We start from the raw sequence: 18,598 nt of genomic DNA on the forward strand, positions 1-18,598 counted from the left end.
GCCCCGCCCCTACCGGTTCCGGTCCGTAGTCAGCAGCCGGCGCACACCGAAGGCGAAGCGTTGGTCGAAGTCGCCGCGCACCATGTGCGTCATGATGTCCGGCCGCGACAAGGTCGGATGGGCCTCAGTTGTCACCGTCTCGGCCAGGCTGGACACAAGGGTCTCGTCGAACGACTGCTCCTCTGCCGTGAGGCCCAGTACGAAGTAGAACAGCGCCCAGTGCAGCCACACCGCCTCCTGCGGATCGCGGCCCTGCTCCAGGAGAGCCGAGACCGACACCTCGGAAAGGGCCAGGGTGTGCGGCCCGGTGGTGGTCACCCCGGTGACGAGGCGTGCACCGTCCCGGTACCGGAGCAGCGCCGCGCGCAGTCTGCTCCACAGTTCGAACAGCCGCTCGTCGGTCGCCGGCGGGAGCGGCTCGTCGAGGCAGTCGGCCACGATGCGGTCCGAGACGAGCTCCAGCAGTCCTGTCTTCGTACTGACGTGCCAGCGCACGGCGTTGTGATGGACCCCGAGTTCCGTGGCCACCGCCCGCAGACTCAAAAGGGACAGTCCGTCCCGCCGGAGAACGGCGAGCGCCGCCTCGGCGATCCGCTGGGTGGTCAGAGGCACGTCGAATCCCTAGCTGTCGCGTTTTGTTGTCCAGCGTACAACGCCGCAGGGGAAACGTTGCGGGAGTGCACTCGACTCAAGGGCTTTCCCGACCTGGGGCGCCGCAGTACACAGTAATTGTCCACTGGACAATCGAATGTTATTGTCCAGTGGACAAGACAGTGAAAGGCGGCTGCAGCCATGTTCGATCCGCAATTTCTGCCCGTGTACGAGACCCTGCCCCCCGTCGACGTGTTCGCAGATCTGGGGGCGGCGCGCGCCCAGATGGTCACGGTGTCCGGCGCCGCCGAGTCCGACGAGCTGGTGACCGTCGAGGACCGCGCCGTCGACGTGGGTTCCCGGTCGGTGCCCGTGCGCGTCTACACGCCGAGGTCCACGCGGCGCACGCCGACCGCCGCCGCGGTCTGGATCCACGGCGGGGGCTTCGCCATCGGTGCCCCGAACGCGGAGGACGCCACCTGCCGGCGCCTGTGCCGGGAACTCGGCATCGCCGTCATCGCACCCGACTACCGACTCGCCCCCGAGCACCCATACCCCGCGGCGTTCGACGACTGCTACGACGTCCTGCAGTGGACCGGTGCCCAAGCCACGGAACTGGGGATCGACCCCGGGCGGATCGCACTGGGCGGCCACTCCGCGGGTGCCGCCCTGGCGACCGGTGTGGCGTGCGCCTCCCGCGACCGGAAGGGTGTCGTCCCGGCCTTTCTCTACCTGGGCTACCCAGTGCTGGACGACCGGCAGGAGACGCCGTCGGCCCGAGCGGTGACGGACGCCAGGATCTGGAACCGCGAGGGCGCCGTGACCATGTGGAAGCAGTACCTCCAGGGCGTGGATGACGCCGAGGGCTATGCGGTCCCGTCCAGGATCCGTGACCTGTCGGGCCTGCCGCCCACGTACGTCCTCGCCGCCGGCGTCGACCCGTCTCGGGACGAGGCGGTCGAGTTCGCCTCCCGGCTGCGGGACGCGGGCAACAGCGTGGAGCTGCACGTGGTGCCCGGGGTACCGCACATGTTCGACGTACTGGCGCCGGAGATCCCGGTGTCCCGCCGTGCGGTGGGCACCTGGACCCAGGCCCTCGCGGCGGCACTCTCGGTCGAGTAGCGATTCAGCTGATTTCCCCCGCCGGCCCGTGAAGAGAGAATCTCTCTGTAACGCACATGGGAATCCCGCATGCTCTTTCCCGGCGGTAACCAATTCCGCATGCACATCACATTCGTGTCATCACCTACCGCGTCGATTGTTTCCGCACGCCATGGTTGGCCGGACATCAGGCCGGCGCCCGGAGCCGTGACGAAGTACCGGTCATCCGGCTCCGGGGCAGCCGGGCGTTCACGCCGACCCTCTCGGATGCGATCGACCGGGCAATCTGTGCCTCCTACCAGATGGTGTGCGTGGACATCACCGAAACCCAGCTCCAGGCCACGCGACTCCTGGGCGCTGAGAGCCACTCGGACGAGGTCCGCGGCGCCCCGCTCGCAGCCCTCCAGACGGCGCTGCTCAAGGCGTCATCGGAGGGGGACTTCCGGCGCACGCTCGTCTTCCACCACATGGTGATGCAGCCGGGCGTTCGGCGGGTTGGCGAGGTCGGGGGCCGTGGCTCTGGCGCCGGGTTCGGTCTGTTGGTCAGTGGTCGAGGAGGGCGATGCGGATGGCTCGTTCGACGTGGGCGGCGGTGTTGGCGTGGCCTTCGGCGTTGGGGTGGACCAGGGTGACGCGCTTGCCGATGAGACCGCAGTTCAGCAGCGTGCCGGGGAGCTTGGCGGGCCAGTAGTCCGCGGCGTCGCCGCAGATGCCCTCGACCCACTTGGTGTCCGCGGGCTGGCAGGCGTCGTGGCCCACGCTGGAGGAGTAGACGTCGACGTAGCGGTCGCCGAAGAACGAGGTGACCTGCCGGATCGTGCTGTTCAGCGGTTTGAGGACGTTGTCACGGAGCCAGTCGACGTCGGCGTGCTTGATCGAGCTCAGCTCGGTGAGGGACGCGCGGTTGCAGTCACTGCCCTCCTCGGGCAGGACGGCCGGATAGCCGACGGTGATCACCTTGGCGTCGGGTGCGGCCTGGTGCACCTTGGCCAGCATTTCGACGTACTCGCTCTGGACCCTGGCGAGCTTGTCCTGGATGCTCTCCTCCCCCTCGGGAGGACTGGTGTAGTACTCCCGGCAGGACTTGCCGAGCGTAGCGCCCAGTTCGAGGCACTTGAGGAGCATGCCGCCGAAGGGCAGGCTGTTACCGCCGACACCGATGGTGACGACATCGGTCTTGTCGTTGAGCTTCGCTCGCTGGATCTGCGGGTCGACTGCGGGCCAGCCCGCGGCAGGGGGCTGGACCGGGCTGATCGGCGTCTGCTTGGTGTTGGCGATGTCGTTGATGGTGGCGTTGCCGCAACTGACGTTGGTCAGGTGGACGTACTTGCCCGGCGGGAACTCGTCGAGTTCCCGCTCGACCACGCCGGGGTAGGCGTCGCTGGTGCGGTCACAGCCGTCCCGCGACGCATCGCCGAGCGGGGGCAGCGGGTCCCCGACGAAGCCGCCGGCGGTGTACGAGTCACCCAGCGCGGCCCACTGATACTCATCAGCCGCGCCAGCGGGGTACGAGGGCACAAGCGCGGACACCGCCAGGGCGAGCCCCACCGCCAGTGCTCTCGGTCGCCGACGGGAGACGGGGTGCCGCGTGGCTCCCTCCGGACGGGTCGGCAGGGCCGTCGAGGCGAGGGCTGCCAGTCTGCCCATGGACGTCGAACGCATCCGCGATCTCCATTCACTCTGTGTAGTCAGATGACTACGGAATGAAGATAGGCGAGGGCGGATGGCCCCTGGACGGGCGTACCGGGTAAACCACCCGGGCGTATTGCGCTGAGGTTCCGGTCACGGTGAGTGCGCCGGTGGCCGACCCTGACTGCGAAGAGGCGCGCTACAGAGAGATCAACGGCTTTGGACGGCCTCGCGGGTGAATCTGCCCTCGCGTACGCGAGCGCGGATCTGAACGGCATGGCCAACTTGCCGTCCCGGCCGTGGCGTTGCGGTGACCCTCCGGCCGCCCGAGGGGCAGAGCGAGCCGGTCCGGACGGTAGGAAGTGTCGCCGGTCCAGTCCCAGCGGCCCCGGTCACCGGGGCGCGGCCCGTACAGGGCGCGGCCGCCGGCGCCGAACTGCCCCAGCTCGGTGGCCGGCGCGACGCCGGTGCCGGCCTCGTCGGGCGTCCAGCCGGTGATGTCGGGCAGCAGGCCGTCCATCGGGCCGCCGCCCAGTTCGGCGTAGCGCCGGTCGGGTCGCGGGCCCGGCTGGTCGTGGTCGGCGCCGTAGACCCGGCGGCATAGCAGTTGCTCGTCATCACGGTCCATCCGTTCAGCTCGGCAGCCGCCGCTGACAGTCGGGCCGGTCGCGTCATCCGCGGAAGCGGGTGAGCCAGGTGCCGCCGGCCTTCTGCTCGGGCACGGCATGGCCCTGCTCTCGTTGCCGATGGGCGCTCGGCGAGGCCTGCTGTGGGTCGGCGACGGCCTGCCGGTCGCAGTCCCCGCACAGCAACGGCCGGGGCTCTGGGGTGGCGCTCCAGCCGACGCGCTCCGGCTCCTGGTGCCCGCGCTCGTCGGCTGCCGGGGCCTTGGCGGTGTCGGCCTTCTGCGTGCAGTGGTCGCACAGGTGCGGGTGGGTGTCCTTCGGCCTCCCCCAGTCCGTCGCCTGTGTCGCCTTCCAGCGTGCGCCGGTGAACTTCGTTCCACGTGGCTCTGTTCACGAAGACCGACAGCACCTGTTCACGAATGTGGCAGGCACCTGCCGGGCTCGATGGGCGATGGCTCGGCGCCGGACGGCACCGCTGCCTGACGCAGGCGTCGGCATCCGAGACCGGTCGGGCGTCGGTCGGCGGCGTCGGGGCGTGCTCAGTGTGAGCCGGCCTGTCGGGCCTGGCGGGTGACGGTGCGGGGGTCGCCGGTGACGGGTTGGCCGTGGCCGGGCAGGAGCAGGGTCGCGTCGGTGAGTTCGTCGAGCCGGTCGAGGGAGGTCATGGCGGTGTGGCTGTCGTGGGTGAAGCCGCGGCAGACCAGGGTGGGTCCGGTGTGTCCGGTCAGGCCGTCATGGGTGACCAGGGCGTCGCCGGTGAAGAGCAGTCCGCGTTCGGGGAAGAGGTAGCCGGTGCTGCCGGGGGTGTGGCCGGGCAGCAGGACGGCCCGCGGTGCGCCGGGGACCTCGTCGAGCCGCTGGTCGTTGCCGAAGACACGCACGCCAGGGGTGGCGGGGGCGGTGAACGCACCCGCACGGGCAAGGCGGAGCGGAGTGGCGATCGATGCGGGCCGGCGCAGGAGGTAGGGCAGCATCGAGCGTTCCGGCTTGGCATGGCGTAGGGCGCTGCGCGGGCCGTCGCGCAGGATCGCGGCGTCGCTCTCGTGGACCCAGACGTCGGCGCCGGCTTGCTGGAGGGTGTGGGCCATCCCGGTGTGGTCGGGATGTCCGTGGGTCAGGAGCACGGCCCGGATGTCGGTCAGGGAGCGGCCGGAGCCGGCCAGGTGCGCGCGCAGCTGCTTCAGGTGGGCCGGCAGTCCGGCGTCGACGAGGACCAGGCCGTCGGGCTCCTCGACCAGGTAGAAGTTGACGACGTCGTCGCCGAGGCGGTCCACGCCGGGGGCGACGCGGCGGTCTGAGGGGGTGGAGCGGGGCATGGGTTCCTCCGGGGGCGGGCGGGGCGGGCAGATTTTGATACAGTCGACTGTAACGGATAAGAGGGAGAACGAGATGCCCAGTGGGACTCCGCGCAGGCCGTACGATTCGCGGCGCCGACAGCAGGCCGCGCACCGCAACCGTGCCGCGATTCTGGCGGCCGGCCGGGAGCTGCTGTTCCGCGACGGCTATCAGGCCACCACCGTCCGCGCGGTGGCCGAGCGTGCCGGCGTCTCCCCCGAGACCCTCTACAAGGCGTTCGGCGGCAAGCCGGGGCTGGTCAAGGCACTGTGGGACGTCACCCTGGCCGGGGACGACGAACCCCTGACCATGGCCGAGCGGCCCCAGCTCCAGGCCGTCCTGGCCACCCGCGACGCCCACGCCAAGCTCCGCCTGTACGCCGCGTTCGTCCGCGGTGTCCACGAACGCCTCGCCGCCCTGTCCGCCCTTCTCGCCCAGGCCGGCCCCGAGGCCGGCCAGGTCCTGGCCGCCAGTGAGGAAGAGCGCCTGACCGGCGTGAGCGCCTTCGTCGCCCATCTCGCCGAAGCGGGCGTCCTGCCCCCGGACGCCGACACGGCCCGCCTGGCGGATTCCTGGTGGGCCTTGACCGGCCCCCACCTGTACACCCAGCTCACCGCCGGGCGCGGCTGGGACACCGACACCTACGAGGACTGGCTGACGGGCATGCTCGCCTCGGCTCTGCCGGGCGCCACCTGAGCGCGGATCCGTCACCGACCGGTCGGCCTCGGCCGACGCCGGCCCACCGAGGCGTACGCCCCCCAACTTCCGCGCCCTCCGCTGAACGCCTCCGAAGCCGACCCCGTGGCACCTTGCGGTGAGGAGCGGACGATCAAACTCCGTCGAGGCGGGACAAAGAGGACCGGCACCGGCAGCGCGGGATGCCACCCGTTCATCCGATCGACGCGAGTGACCACAAGCAATCAGATGAACACTCAGGGCGACGCAGGTGTTTCCTGGGCGCCTTCTCCACGTCGGCCACTTGCCGCCGCCGGACCACCTCGACACTTTGGAGGTGCCCGGCTCCCGGGAGGAAGGTGGGTGGGAGGCACGGTCACGTCCCCGCCCCGCCGGCCGAGGGACCGGCTCCCCGCGGGACCTCACGCGGCCGGCACCTGCGGATCGAGGAGGCTGAGAGATGACAGGTACGGTCGACGCCATCGTCGTCGGTTCCGGTGTGAACGGCCTGGTCGCCGCCGCCGAGCTGGCCAAGGGCGGCTGGTCGGTGGCCCTCGTCGAAGGGAGCCGTCGGCTGGGCGGCTTCATCGCCACCGAGGAGCGGACCCTGCCCGGCTACCTGCACGACACCTACTCCTCGTGGCACCCGCTGTTCGTGTCCGGCCGGGCCTATGCCGCGCTCGCCGAGGACCTGCACCGCCACGGTCTGGAGTACCGCAACACCGACGGCCTCGTGACGGGCACCGTCACCGACGACGGCCGCGTGGTCCTCGCCCACCGCGACCCCGCGGCCACGGCGGAGACGTTCGGCCACGCGGAGGACCGGGCCGCCTACCTCGCCATGCTGCAGCGGTTCCTCGACAACATCGACGCCGTGGGCGGCATCCTGGGCGACGAGCTGCGCTCCCCGCGCGTGCTCCGCCACGTCGTGAGACTGCTGCGCCGCGAGCGCTTCGGCGGAACCGAGGCGTGGCTGCGGGCCACCCTCACCAGCGGCCGCTCGTATTGCCGCAGCGCGTTCCGCGGCGACGAGCCGGATGCGCTGTGGGCGCCGTGGCTGCTGCACGCCGGCCTCTCCCCGGACCACGCCTCGGGCGGTCTGATGCTGCCCGCCATCGCCGCCGCGCTGCACGGTTTCGGCCTCCCTGTCGTGGCGGGCGGCGCCCACCTCTTCGTCCGCGCCTTCGAGAGGCTGCTCGGCGAACTCGGGGTGGACATCCGCACCGGGCAGCCGGTGGAGCGACTGATCCTCACGGACGGCAGGGTCACGGGCGTGGTCGCCGACGGCGGGACCATCCGGGCCCGCCACGCCGTCCTGGCCTCCGTGACCCCGACCGCGCTGTACGGCCGACTGCTGCCGCCGGATGCCCCGGTCCCGCCCGCTGTCCGCGACCGGGCCCGGTACTACCGCTACGGACGCTCCGCGATGCAGCTCCACGTCGCCCTGTCCGCCCCGCTCCGCTGGCACGACGAGCGCCTGGCCGGCGTGCCCCTGCTCCACCTGAGCGACGGGTCGGCGAGCACCGCGATCGCGTGCGCGGAGGCCGAGGCGGGTCTGCTGCCGCGCAGGCCCACGGTGGTCGTCGGCCAGCAGTACGTCCTCGACCCGTCGCGCGTGCCGGACGGCGCGGCCGCCCTGTGGATCCAGCTCCAGGAACTGCCGTACGAGCCGATCGGCGACGCGGCGGGCGAGCTGGACGCGACAGGCCGCTGGACCGGGGAACTGACCGAGGGATACGTCCGCCGGGTCCTCGAACGGATCGCCCGCCATGCCCCGGATCTGCCGGACAAGGTGCTCGCCTGGGACGCCGTCACACCGCCGGACCTGGCCGCGTACAACCCGAACGCGGTGGCCGGCGACCCCTACGGCGGCTCGGCCGAACTCGACCAGAACCTGCTGTGGCGCCCCGTGCCCGGCGCCTCCCGGCACGCCACGCCCGTGCCCGGCCTGTGGCACATCGGTGCCTCCACCCACCCCGGCCCCGGGCTCGGCGGCGGCTCGGGACACCTGGCAGCACAACAGCTCATCCGCCGCACGCGCCGGAACAAACGCCGCTGACCCAGACCCGGCGGACGAGGCAGGCACGCGGCCACGTCGGCCTGGCCTGCCTGGACCCTCGATGGGCGGGAGGCCGTCCCCGCCTGCTCAGCTCTGACGACGAGGACTTCGTCATCCAGACGGCCACCACCCGGCCTGCCGAACTCGGCCGGCCCTTCACCCGCTGGTCACTGCGCAAACTCGTCGCCTACCTGCGGGAAGTGCACGGCCGCTTCATCCGCATAGGCCGCGAGGCATTACGCTGCCTGCTCGCTCGCCGCGGCATCACGTTCCAGCGCACCAAGACGTGGAAGGAGTCCCCGGACCCAGAACGCGACGCCAAACTGGACCGGATTGAGGAAGTACTGGACCGTTTCCCGGACCGGGTCTTCGCGTTCGTCGAGTTCGGTCCGCTCGGGATCAGCCCCACGGCAGGCTGCGGCTGGGCTGGGCCATCCTGACAGGCTGCCTGCCACCCACCACCGCACCCAGGGGGTCCGCTACTTTCATGGCTGTTACTCGATCGGTGACGACACTCTGTGGGGCGTCAACCGCCGCAGGAAGGGCGCCGCGAACACATTGGCCGCGCTGAAGTCGGTCCGCGCCGCACGGCCCGACGGCGCCCCGGTCTACGTGATCCTCGACAACCTGTCCGCCCACAAGGGCAGCGACATCCGCCGCTGGGCGGAGAAGAACAAGGTCGAGTTGTGCTTCACGCCGACCTACGCCTCGTGGGCGAACCCGATCGAGGCGCACTTCGGACCGCTGAGGCAGTTCACCATCGCCAACTCCGATCACCCCAACCACACTGTGCAGACCCGGACACTGCACGCCTACCTCCGCTGGCGCAACACCAACGCCCGCCACCGCGACGTTCTGGCCGCCGAACGCAAAGAACGCGCCCGCATCCGAAGCGAGAAGGGAATCCGCTGGGGCGGACGCCCCCTCATAGCCGCGGCCTGACCAACCTGGCGAACCTATGCGGTCACAGCACCAGATCGTCGACGCCCCCACCACAGGCTCACCAAAGGTGCCGCAACCCCGAGAGCAACCATGACCGCCGCAGTGACCCAATACCGCGGTTCCTGTCCCAGAACGAGTACCGAAACCGCGCCCACCAAAGGCCCGAGGCTCAGGCTCAGCGCCAGCCACCACTCCTTGCAACGAAGCAGCCCGGGAACGGAGTACAACGTCACGATGGCTCCTGCCATGAACGCGAACTCATAGAGCCCCCCACCTTCGGGAAGGCTCCATCCGTCACGGCGCCGCCCATTGCTGTGATGCACCAACCCCAGATGCACCGTCCCAGCCACTCCCCAGCACAAGGCACTCGCCCCCGCCGCACCAATCAGTGCTCTCCACCCGTTATGCCCCACGCCGTGGAGCGTAGCCGCATTGGTCAGTCTGCGTACCGCGCACAGCAATCGATCACCGAGATGTCCAAGGGTCGGCACGGATGTCTGCCGCCCCTCCCACCGCTAACCCGGCGAACCTATGCGGTCAGTGCACTAGGTAGTGGCAGGACCGTGTGAGGGGAGTGTCCGGGGTGATGGACCGACGAGGCATGCGGATCTGGCCGCGCTGGTGTCCACCGCGGCCAGATCCTGCCAGAACGGTCGCTCAGGAGGCGCTCCACCACTCGTCGACGCCGTTGAGGCGAAGCCGCGCGTCCGCGATCAGGGTCTGGCCTGATCCCACGTGGACAGTGGGGGAGTAGCACCCGCGGGTGAAGCCGGGGTTGAGCGTGGAGGAGGCACAGTCCACGTTGCTTCCGAAGTTGGTGGCGACCTCGCCCCCGATCGAGACCGCCACGCTGGCGTTGTTCTGTACGACCAGCACAGCCTGGGCGTCGAGGTTGCTGTTGACGACGATGCAGACCTTGAAGTCGACGTTGTTGGACACCTTGTGGTGCTTGTACGCGCTGCACGTCATGTTGGGGGTGGAGGTCACGGTCTGCCAGTTCTGGGCGGCGCTGGCCGACGCGCTGGTGGCCGCGAGGGTGGCGGCCGTCATGGCGGCCACAAGCAGGGCCTTGGGACGCGGAGCCGTCAAACGCATAGGGGGTGGCCTTCTTTCTGGTCTCTTGCTTCGAGGCGACGGAGTAACCGACTGCGCGACCGGGTTCTTCGGCCTGCGCGTGGTTGAGAATGCCGTGGCCACCGTCTTGCGGTCACCGGCGATCCGTGCACGCTTGTTTGGCTCTGGGTCTACGCGGACTCGGCCATGCACTGGTGCCGGAAGTCGCGGGGTGAGACTCCATGAGCGGCACGGAAGGCGCGGGCGAAGTCGTCAGCACGCAGGAAGCCCCAGCGTGCCCCAATGGCGTAAATGGGGGTGCCGCGCAGGGAGGGGTCGGCCAGGTCACCGCGCGCGCCCTCCAGCCGTCGGGCACGGATCCAGGCGGCGACTGTCTCGCCCTGGGCTTGTTGCTGGAAGATCCGGTGGAGATAGCTGAGGGAGACGTGGTGTGCGGCAGCGATCACGGACGGCGTCAGTGCCGGGTCGTGCAGGTGCTGCCTGATGAATGCCTTGACGGACTGTACTGTGACGCGACGATGCGTTTCCGGTTCCAGGACGGCCGGTGTGTTCAGCAGCTGGGCAAGCCAGGCTGACATCAAGTCCACCAGGGCCGTGCTCAAGCGCGGTGCGTCTGAGGGCTGCAAAGTCGGCGCATGGCGCTCGATGCCGATGAGGAAATCCGCCAGCAGGGCCCCCGTGCCGTCGATTCCGGACATGCCCCGCCCCAGCAACTCATGGACCCTGTGCGATGGAAAGGGCAGCAGTGCCTTGGGGAGGTCCACGCCCAGCACAGTGAGGGTGCGACGAAGCGGACCGTCCGTCGACCGCAGGTCGAACGACCGCGAACTGTCGGCCAGATGTAAGTCCCCCGGGCCGAAGCTGTCGGCCCGCCCGGCGTGCTCCAGGGCCATCTTTCCCTCGACGAGCAGGCTCAGGTGATAGACCTCCTGATCGAAGCGGCGCACCATCACGGGGTCGCGTTGGAAGCGGGTGGGCAGGAACGTAGCCGTGACCACAGTCGCTGGTCCCAGCTCCATCAGTCGCCCCTCCGCCTGGAAGTCATCCGCGTGGACACTGCCCATGTCACAAGCACGCGTTCGGCCCACCACCTCCTTCCAGTACTCGAACCTGTCCTGTGCAGGCACATCCTTGCTGCAAAACTCGGTCCCGAGCACCTCTCCCCCTCTTTTCGACCTTGTCCACCGGCAACTCTCGTCTACGGAACGGAAGTTCAGGCGACACATCGCGGGCATTGTGCCTTGCTCCCGGACGTCAGGCGGTCCTGCCGGCCCGTCGGCGACGGCAGCAGCTTCCCCACTGACGCTCACCCGGCCTCCTGCGCCGACCTCGCACCGGCCACGAAATCGCCGGGGACCTCGATCCACGGCGAACACGTCCCCAGAGGGTGCATGGGCCGCCGCGCTGTGCCGGTCTGTGGCGCCCCGTACCACCGGGCTGGGCCCGCGCGCGTCGTTCGGTTCCCGTCTGTCCGGCCGTCCGAGCCGCAGCCGTTCCCGTGCCGCGCCGCCGTCGGCGGCCACAGGACGGCAGGCACGGGAAGCACGGCGGCGGGCGCGGACGGCGGGGCGGGGCCGGGGCCCACGGGGGCCCGGCCGGCGGCAGGCGGGACCGGCGCGCGGCCGGGAGGCCGGTGCGGGCACGACGCGGTGCCACCAGTCCGCCAAACCCTGCGGGCGCCGGCCCGCACCCGGACATCCGAAGGCGCAGTGCTGCGAGCCGCAGTGGCACCGGGCGTAGGGGCGGACGGTGGCTGCCTTGGCGTGGGCGGCGGCGTGCCGGGCGGCGCAGGCACGCAGGGCCGCGAGGTCCTTGGAGCGCGGTGGCATCCGGCTGGGAGCCGACCGTCGAGGAGGTCCGGGCCCGCCAGATGCCGCCCACCCTGCTCTTCGTCCAGGTGTCCGAGGGCAAGACCGCGAAGAACCGGCTCCACCTGGACGTCAGCCCGATCCCTTGGCGCCGCCAAAGTGGACGTGGGTCGAGGCCCTGCCCGGAGCTGGGTGGTCATGGCCGACCCCGAGGGCAACGCCGGGCGCGCACCCGGCGGGGCGGCCCCCTACCAGGGCGCGCGGCAAGAAGGCGCCGCCCCCAACCTCGCGGTCACCCGACGCAGGAGCGACGGTGTCCGCCGGGCCGCAAGGACGCTGCCCGGGTGCCCGGTCAACCAGGAGCGCACAGGGGGCGTCCTGGTCCCTGGAATCGATGACACCAGCGGGCTCCCGCGTGCCCGTTCGGCTGGCGGACCCGACGCGACTCGACCGCCCGGCGTCTCGTTGAGGGGCGCGGCGGTGAGAGAGTGGGCGCATGTGCGGTCGATACGTTGCCACCCGGAGCCCACAGGACCTGGCGCAGCTGTTCCATGCCGCCCAATGGCCTACGACGGAGGCGCTCACGCCGAGCTGGAACGTCGCGCCGACCGACGAGGTGTGGGCAGTACTGGAACGTGCTCCGCGCGACGAGGGCGGTGGTGCGGCGCCGGTGAGGGAGCTGCGGCCGCTGCGCTGGGGCCTGGTGCCGTCCTGGGCGAAGGAGCCGAAGATCGGCGCGCGGATGATCAACGCCCGGGTGGAGACCGTGCACGAGAAGCCGGCGTTCCGCCGCGCGTTCCTGAGGCGCCGCTGCCTGCTCCCGGCGGACGGCTTCTACGAATGGGTGCCGGGTAAGGACCCGGCCACCGGCAAGGCGCGCAAGCAGCCGTACTTCATCCACCCGGAGGACGGCCAGGTGATGGCGCTGGCCGGGCTGTACGAGTACTGGCGCGATCCGGCCGTCGCCCGGGACGACGACCCGGCCGCCTGGCTGACGACCTGCACCATCATCACCACCGAGGCCACCGACGCGGCCGGCCGCGTGCATCCGCGCATGCCCCTCGCCCTCACCGAGGACCACTACGAGGCCTGGCTCGACCCCGCGCACCAGGACGCGGACGAGCTGCGGGCGCTGCTCGGCCGGCCCGCCGACGGGCACCTGGAGGCGCGTCCGGTCTCCACGGCCGTCAACAACGTCCGCAACGACGGTCCCCAACTCCTCGACCCGGTCAGCCTTTAGCCGCGCCGGCGGTGAAGGCGAGGCGCCTCACCTGTCGTTCCTGCACACAGCCAGCCGTCAGTTGGCCGGCCGGAACGTTGCAGAGCCGCCTGGTCTTCCGCTCCAGGGGGACGCGCGCAAGGACGAGTCCACGGACGTCGGCGGTGCCGGAGCCCGGAGTCGGAGCGGTCGGCTCACCGGTTCCAGTCTGCCGTGCCCGGGCGCCCCTCCTGGGAGCCGAGAGCGTGGCCTGGACACCGCGTCCGCGCGCGAGGCGGCTCGGGCAGCGATGTCCGCGGCTGATCCACCCGCTGCCCCGTGCACTTCCCCACCCACACCCGCTTGGCCTTCAACACCCCACCGCAAGAGCCAAGTTCACGGCCTTCTGCAACACCCTTCAGATCCAGCCTCGCTTCGCGGCCTCGGCCCCCACCTGAAAGCGGGTGTCGAGGCCGAGCCCGGAGGCGATCGCCGCGATCCGGCGGGTCACGGTGCGCGCGCTCGTTCCCAGCTGCCGCGCGATCGCCTGGTCCTTGTACCCCGCCTGCATCATCTTCAGCAGCAGGAGGTCCTGAGCGCTCGGCCCGTCGGCCGTCGCCGGGTCGGTGGCGACGACGGACTGCGCACGCTGCCAGTAGGAGTCGAACAACTCCAGGAGCGCGTCGAGCAGTCCCGACCTGTGGACCACGGCGATCATGTCGTAACGGCCCGGGACCAGCGCGACCAGCGCGACGCGTCGGTCCATGATGCGCAGTCTGAACGGCAGGGCCGGCAGGATGCGGGCCTGCTCGCCGATCCGGGCGAGGTGGGTGATCAGCTCGAAACGGCCGGGCTGCGCCAGCGCCTCCGGGGTGTAGACGGACCGGATGTCGACGCCGCGGCCCAGCAGGTCCATCGTCAGGGCCTCCTCCAACTCGGTGCTGTAATGGCCGAGATAGGGAGGACGATCGAGCACCCAGAAGTGAGTGCGAACCGACTGCATCAGTTCGGCGACGCGCACCGTGATCTCCGCCTCGCCCGTGATCACCTCCACCAGTCCGGTCGGATCCTCCCGGAGCCGGCGGGCACGGTACTCGTCCGCCAGGTCCTCGACGGCGCCCCACACCGCGGTGAACGCCGCCTCGCTCTCGGCCCGGCGTCTGGCGAGCAGCGCGCTCAACGCGGTGTGCGGGCTGACCGGACGGTACTGGCCGTGCCCTTCCTTCCGCAGCATGCCCAGCTCCACCAACCGGGAGATCGTGCGCCGGATCCGGCTCGGCGTGGTGCCCAGGCTCTCGGCGATCTCGGTGGCCGTCCGGCCCGACATGGTCAGACAGACCCGGTAGACCTTTTCGTCGAACTCGCTGATCCCCAGCGTGCTCAGCACCGGCCGCCCTCCCGTGATCACCGCCCGACGGGCCGTCGGGATGCGCGTGACGCGAATCGCCAACTGGCGATCTACGACACGAGTCTGATCTAGACATCTCTCCTTCACAAGCTTTCACTCTGAACGTTCACGCCGCCCGTGGAAGGGATCCGAGGCCCTCGACGCCGACGACCCGTCAGGTGGCGCACCGTGGACGGCAGAGGACGACCGTGCTCTGCCCGACCGCAGAGCCGGGAGAGACCTTGTGAAAGCACACCACCGCAGACGCTGGAGCGTGCCGGTTGCGGCCGGCGCTCTGGTACTCGCGCTGGCGGGCCCCTACGACGCGACTGCCTCGGCGTCCTCAGCCGCCCGTTCCGACGCCGCGTCCACCGCGTCCGCGTCCGACCGGGTGCCCGCGGGCGACCACTCCGTCACACTGATCACCGGTGACGTGGTCACCACCCGGCGGAGCCCCGGCACCGACGGCAAGGCCGGAGGCACCGTCAGCGTCCGCGGTGACGGCGGACGCCCCGTACAGACCCGCGTCCTGACATCGGGCGACGACCTCTACGTGTTCCCCGAGTCCGTACTGCCCTTCGTCGCCGAGGGCACCCTGGACCGGCAGCTGTTCAACATCACGGACATGATCGCCGACGGGTACGACGACGCGCACCGCGACCAGCTGCCGCTCATCGTCTCCTACACGCAATCCGCCGGCACACGCCCCAAGGCCGCGGCCCTGCCCGCCGGAGCGACCCGGGTCCGCACCCTCGACGGCATACGCGGCGCCGCCCTCACCGCGGACCGCTCGCGCGCCGCGGACTTCTGGAAGTCCGTGGCCGGGACGGCGACGACCGACCGAGCCCGCAAGCAGGCCGCCGCACCCGCCTTCGCCGACGGGATCGCGCACATCTGGCTGGACGGCCTCGTCCACGCCGACCTCGCCGACAGCACCAAGCAGATCGGCGCGCCGCAGGTCTGGGCGGAGGGCAACACCGGACAAGGCGTGGACGTGGCGGTCCTCGACACCGGCATCGACGCGGGACACCCCGACCTCGTGGACCGCGTCGCGAGCCGGCGGAGTTTCGTACCGGGCGAGAGCACCGACGACCGCTTCGGCCACGGCACGCATGTCGCGTCCATCATCGCCGGCACCGGCGCGGCCTCCGACGGCAGGGAGAAGGGTGTCGCCCCCGGCGCCCGGCTCGACATCGCCAAGGTGCTGGACGACACCGGCTCCGGACAGACCTCCTGGATCCTGGCCGGCATGGAATGGGCCGCGGTCGACCAGCACGCCAAGGTCATCAACATGAGTCTCGGCGAGTCGCAGGCGTCCGACGGAACCGACCCCCTCAGCCAGGCCGTCGACAAGCTCAGCGCCGAGACGGGCGCGCTGTTCGTCGTCGCCGCCGGCAACGCGGGCGCACCAGGCTCCATCGGCGCACCGGGCGCGGCGAGCACCGCGCTGACCGTGGGCGCCGTCGACTCCGGCGACTCCGTGGCCGACTTCTCCAGCCAGGGCCCCCGCGTGGACGGCGCCCTGAAGCCGGAGATGACCGCGCCCGGCGTCGGCATCCTGGCGGCCAACTCCCGGTTCGACGGCAACGACGCGGGCGCCTACCAGACCATGAGCGGCACCTCCATGGCCACACCCCACGTGACGGGCGCCGCCGCGCTGATGGCCGCCGCTCATCCGGACCTCACCGGAAGCCAGCTGAAGGACCTGCTGACCAGCAGCTCCCGGCAGACCCCGCAGTACGACGCCTTCCAGGCGGGCAGTGGCCGCCTCGACCTCGCCGCGGCCGCGCACGCCGGTGTCTTCGCCACGGCGACCGCGTACGCCGCGCAGGTCCCGCAGAATTCCGGCGGCGGCGTGCGGCGCCCGGTGACCTACACCAACACCACCGACACGCCGGTCACCCTCGCGCTGACCGTCGAGGCCGCACACGCCCCGGCCGGCGTGTTCCGCCTCTCCGCCCCCCAGGTGGTCGTGCCCGCGCACGGCAGCGCCGGTGTCACCGTGACCATCGACGGCTCGGCCGCCCCCGCCGACGGCCGGTACACCGGCCAGGTCGTCGCGAGGACCGCGGCCGGGAAGGTCGCGGCACACACCGCCGTCTCCCTCGGGGACGTCGAACACAAACTGACCATGACGTTCAAGGACGCCCATGGCCGGCCCATGTCCGGCGTGGTCGAACTGCTCAGGTCCGGTGACGACTCCCCCGCGTTCGTCGAGATCGACGCCTCCGGCACAGGGCAGATGTACCTGCCCAAGGACGTGTACTCGGTGCTCTCCTTCAAGACGGTGCAGGGCGTCCACGGCCCCCACTCGTGGGGCATGGCCCTGCTGGGCGACCCCGACGTCGACCTGGACCGCGACACCACCGTCACCCTTGACGCGTCCGGGATCGACCGCGTCGACATGACGGCCCCTCAGCGGACCGAGACGACCTACCAGCGACTGGACTACACCCGCATGATGGGCGGTCAGGTCTGGCGGGACTACATGGAGACCCAGACCAACTACGACAGCCTGTGGGCCCAGCCGACCACCCACGAGGTCACTCACGGCGACTTCTACCTGGCGGCCCGCTGGCGCAAGGAGAAGCCCGCGCTGGCCGTCTCCACCCGCACCACCGACTTCACCGATGTGCTGCGCCAGGACGGCGTCACCCCCCTGCCCCAGGGCAGTGCCAAGCTCCCCCTGGTCTTCGCCGGCCAGGGCGCGAGCAGCGACTACGCGCACCTCGACGCGCACGGCAAGGCCGTGGTGGTACGCCGCAACGACGACGTCACCGACATCGACCAGGCGGCCGCCGCGACAGCCGCTGGCGCCGAACTCATGCTGGTCGTGAACAACGTGGACGGCCGCGGCTTCCGCCGCTACAACGCGCCGTTCGGCTCGACGCCCGTCCCGCTCGACGTGGGCCTGCTCAGCACCGACGAGGGCGAGAAGCTCGTCCGCCAGGCCCGGGCCCGCGACGCCTTCGTCACGGTCGACTCCGCGCCCGTGAGCCCGTACGTCTACGACCTCAGCCGGACCTGGCACAACGAGATCCCCGACCGCATGGTGGTGGCGGGCAGTTCCAGGAACCTCGCCCGGGTCGACGAAACCTTCGACAGCCCGGCTCCGGGGAAGACCGGCGGCGAGTTCCGCTTCGACTGGCCTGCCTACAACGACTGGGCCATCGGCGAGCTGATGCCGGAGCCGGTGCGCGGCAAGCGCACCGACTGGGTCTCCACCGGGGGCTTCAACAGCTGGAGCCAGAGCGCTTACGCGGACGGCATGGTCTTCGAAGCCGGGGCCAAGACCGCATACCGGGCGGGCAGCAGGCAGTCCGAGGAATGGTTCAAGCCGATCGAACGGCCCTACCTGAACGACGTCTACAGCCTTCCCACGCGCAAGGGCGACCACCTGTACATCGACATCCCGGCCTGGGGCAGCCGCGACCACGTCGGCATGAACCAGATCGACGGCGGAGCGGAGCAGCGCCAGACCCTCTACCAGGGCACCAAGGAGCTCGGCACCGGAACCTTCACGAACGTCTCGGGGGAGGCACCGGGCGCCGGGAAGCTGCCGTACCGGCTGGTCGTCACGGGCAAGCGCGACGTTCCGTTCACCCCGTACTCCTCCGGCACCCGCACCGAGTGGGACTTCACCTCGAAGGCGGCGTCGGACGGCTCCGACACGGTCCTGCCGCTGGTGCAGATCGACTACACGGTCGCCACCGACCCGGCCGGGCGGGCCGGGAGGCACGACACCCTGTCCGCCACCGCCGCACAGCTGCCGGGTGCCGCCGGCGCCGGCCGGGTCGGCGCGGTCACCCTGGAGCTGTCCTACGACGGTGGCACGACATGGCACAGGGCCACCGGTGACCATGACGGACGGTACCGCCTGGACGCGCCGAAGAACGCGTCCTACGTGTCGCTCAGGGCGAGCGCCGAGGACTCGGCGGGCAACGCGGTGCACCAGACCGTGATCCGGGCGTTCGGCCTGCGCTGACTCCACCCCGCGGCTCGCACGCGGGTAAAGACCGGTCCGTCCGTGGTGGCACGACCACGGACGGACCGTCCGCCGTCGGGCGGCCCCGGACGGCGCTGTCACCGCACGAGCGCCAACCCCGCAACTACCTCGCCTTCCCTGCCTCGCCGCAGCCATCTGCCGCTGCAAGGGACGTGGATGGCCCGTAT

Annotated in this window: 11 protein-coding genes and 4 pseudogenes; 8 read left to right on the forward strand and 7 right to left on the reverse strand. The window is 70.8% G+C overall.

Annotation, left to right across the window (positions count from 1 at the left end):
* Positions 1-9: 9 nt before the first annotated feature.
* On the reverse strand, positions 10-612 hold the full coding sequence (locus AB0946_RS39130; protein ID WP_366765495.1) for a TetR/AcrR family transcriptional regulator C-terminal domain-containing protein: 603 nt from the start codon (positions 610-612) through the stop codon (positions 10-12).
* A gap of 180 nt (positions 613-792) precedes the next feature.
* Here AB0946_RS39130 and AB0946_RS39135 point away from each other — a divergent pair, with 180 nt between their 5' ends.
* On the forward strand, positions 793-1,713 hold the full coding sequence (locus tag AB0946_RS39135; protein WP_366765496.1) for an alpha/beta hydrolase: 921 nt from the start codon (positions 793-795) through the stop codon (positions 1,711-1,713).
* Positions 1,714-1,928: 215 nt separating this feature from the next.
* A pseudogene (locus AB0946_RS39140) lies at positions 1,929-2,171 on the forward strand (helicase); the annotation flags it as partial.
* Between the two features lie 64 nt (positions 2,172-2,235).
* Here the strand turns inward: AB0946_RS39140 and AB0946_RS39145 are convergent.
* The 3 genes and pseudogenes from AB0946_RS39145 to AB0946_RS39155 form a co-directional block, all read right to left on the reverse strand.
* Positions 2,236-3,354 (reverse strand): SGNH/GDSL hydrolase family protein, encoded by a 1,119-nt coding sequence (locus tag AB0946_RS39145; protein ID WP_366765497.1) that lies wholly within the window; start codon positions 3,352-3,354, stop codon positions 2,236-2,238.
* Positions 3,355-3,682: 328 nt separating this feature from the next.
* Positions 3,683-3,949 (reverse strand): annotated as a pseudogene (locus AB0946_RS39150) (hypothetical protein); the annotation flags it as partial.
* A 537-nt stretch (positions 3,950-4,486) separates the two neighbouring features.
* Positions 4,487-5,263 carry an MBL fold metallo-hydrolase gene (locus tag AB0946_RS39155; RefSeq protein ID WP_366765498.1) on the reverse strand — a complete coding sequence of 259 codons (777 nt, stop codon included), beginning with the start codon at positions 5,261-5,263 and terminating at the stop codon, positions 4,487-4,489.
* Between the two features lie 73 nt (positions 5,264-5,336).
* Here AB0946_RS39155 and AB0946_RS39160 point away from each other — a divergent pair, with 73 nt between their 5' ends.
* The 3 genes and pseudogenes from AB0946_RS39160 to AB0946_RS39170 form a co-directional block, all read left to right on the forward strand.
* Entirely contained in the window at positions 5,337-5,978 is a 642-nt protein-coding gene (locus AB0946_RS39160) for a helix-turn-helix domain-containing protein (protein ID WP_366765499.1), read from the forward strand.
* Between the two features lie 439 nt (positions 5,979-6,417).
* Positions 6,418-8,016, forward strand: coding sequence for an NAD(P)/FAD-dependent oxidoreductase (locus AB0946_RS39165; protein ID WP_366765500.1), 1,599 nt, complete (start codon positions 6,418-6,420; stop codon positions 8,014-8,016).
* Between the two features lie 35 nt (positions 8,017-8,051).
* Positions 8,052-8,958 (forward strand): annotated as a pseudogene (locus tag AB0946_RS39170) (IS630 family transposase); the annotation flags it as partial.
* Positions 8,959-9,615: 657 nt separating this feature from the next.
* Here the strand turns inward: AB0946_RS39170 and AB0946_RS39175 are convergent.
* On the reverse strand, positions 9,616-10,053 hold the full coding sequence (locus AB0946_RS39175) for a hypothetical protein (RefSeq protein ID WP_366765501.1): 438 nt from the start codon (positions 10,051-10,053) through the stop codon (positions 9,616-9,618).
* A 149-nt stretch (positions 10,054-10,202) separates the two neighbouring features.
* A complete protein-coding gene (locus AB0946_RS39180) occupies positions 10,203-11,189 on the reverse strand; it encodes a helix-turn-helix domain-containing protein (protein ID WP_366765502.1) in 987 nt (328 codons plus the stop codon).
* A gap of 677 nt (positions 11,190-11,866) precedes the next feature.
* Here AB0946_RS39180 and AB0946_RS39185 point away from each other — a divergent pair.
* Together AB0946_RS39185 and AB0946_RS39190 are read left to right on the forward strand one after the other, a co-directional pair.
* Positions 11,867-12,059, forward strand: a pseudogene (locus AB0946_RS39185) (VOC family protein); the annotation flags it as partial.
* A gap of 277 nt (positions 12,060-12,336) precedes the next feature.
* Positions 12,337-13,080 (forward strand): SOS response-associated peptidase, encoded by a 744-nt coding sequence (locus AB0946_RS39190; protein ID WP_366765503.1) that lies wholly within the window; start codon positions 12,337-12,339, stop codon positions 13,078-13,080.
* Positions 13,081-13,456: 376 nt separating this feature from the next.
* Here AB0946_RS39190 and AB0946_RS39195 read toward each other — a convergent pair whose 3' ends face one another.
* On the reverse strand, positions 13,457-14,425 hold the full coding sequence (locus AB0946_RS39195) for a helix-turn-helix domain-containing protein (RefSeq protein ID WP_366765504.1): 969 nt from the start codon (positions 14,423-14,425) through the stop codon (positions 13,457-13,459).
* A gap of 244 nt (positions 14,426-14,669) precedes the next feature.
* Between AB0946_RS39195 and AB0946_RS39200 the strand changes: the two genes are divergently transcribed.
* Entirely contained in the window at positions 14,670-18,410 is a 3,741-nt protein-coding gene (locus tag AB0946_RS39200; RefSeq protein WP_366765505.1) for a S8 family serine peptidase, read from the forward strand.
* Positions 18,411-18,598 lie beyond the last annotated feature (188 nt).

This window comes from Streptomyces sp. NPDC046870 (assembly GCF_040704595.1).
Classification (GTDB): Bacteria; Actinomycetota; Actinomycetes; order Streptomycetales; family Streptomycetaceae; genus Streptomyces; species Streptomyces argyrophylli.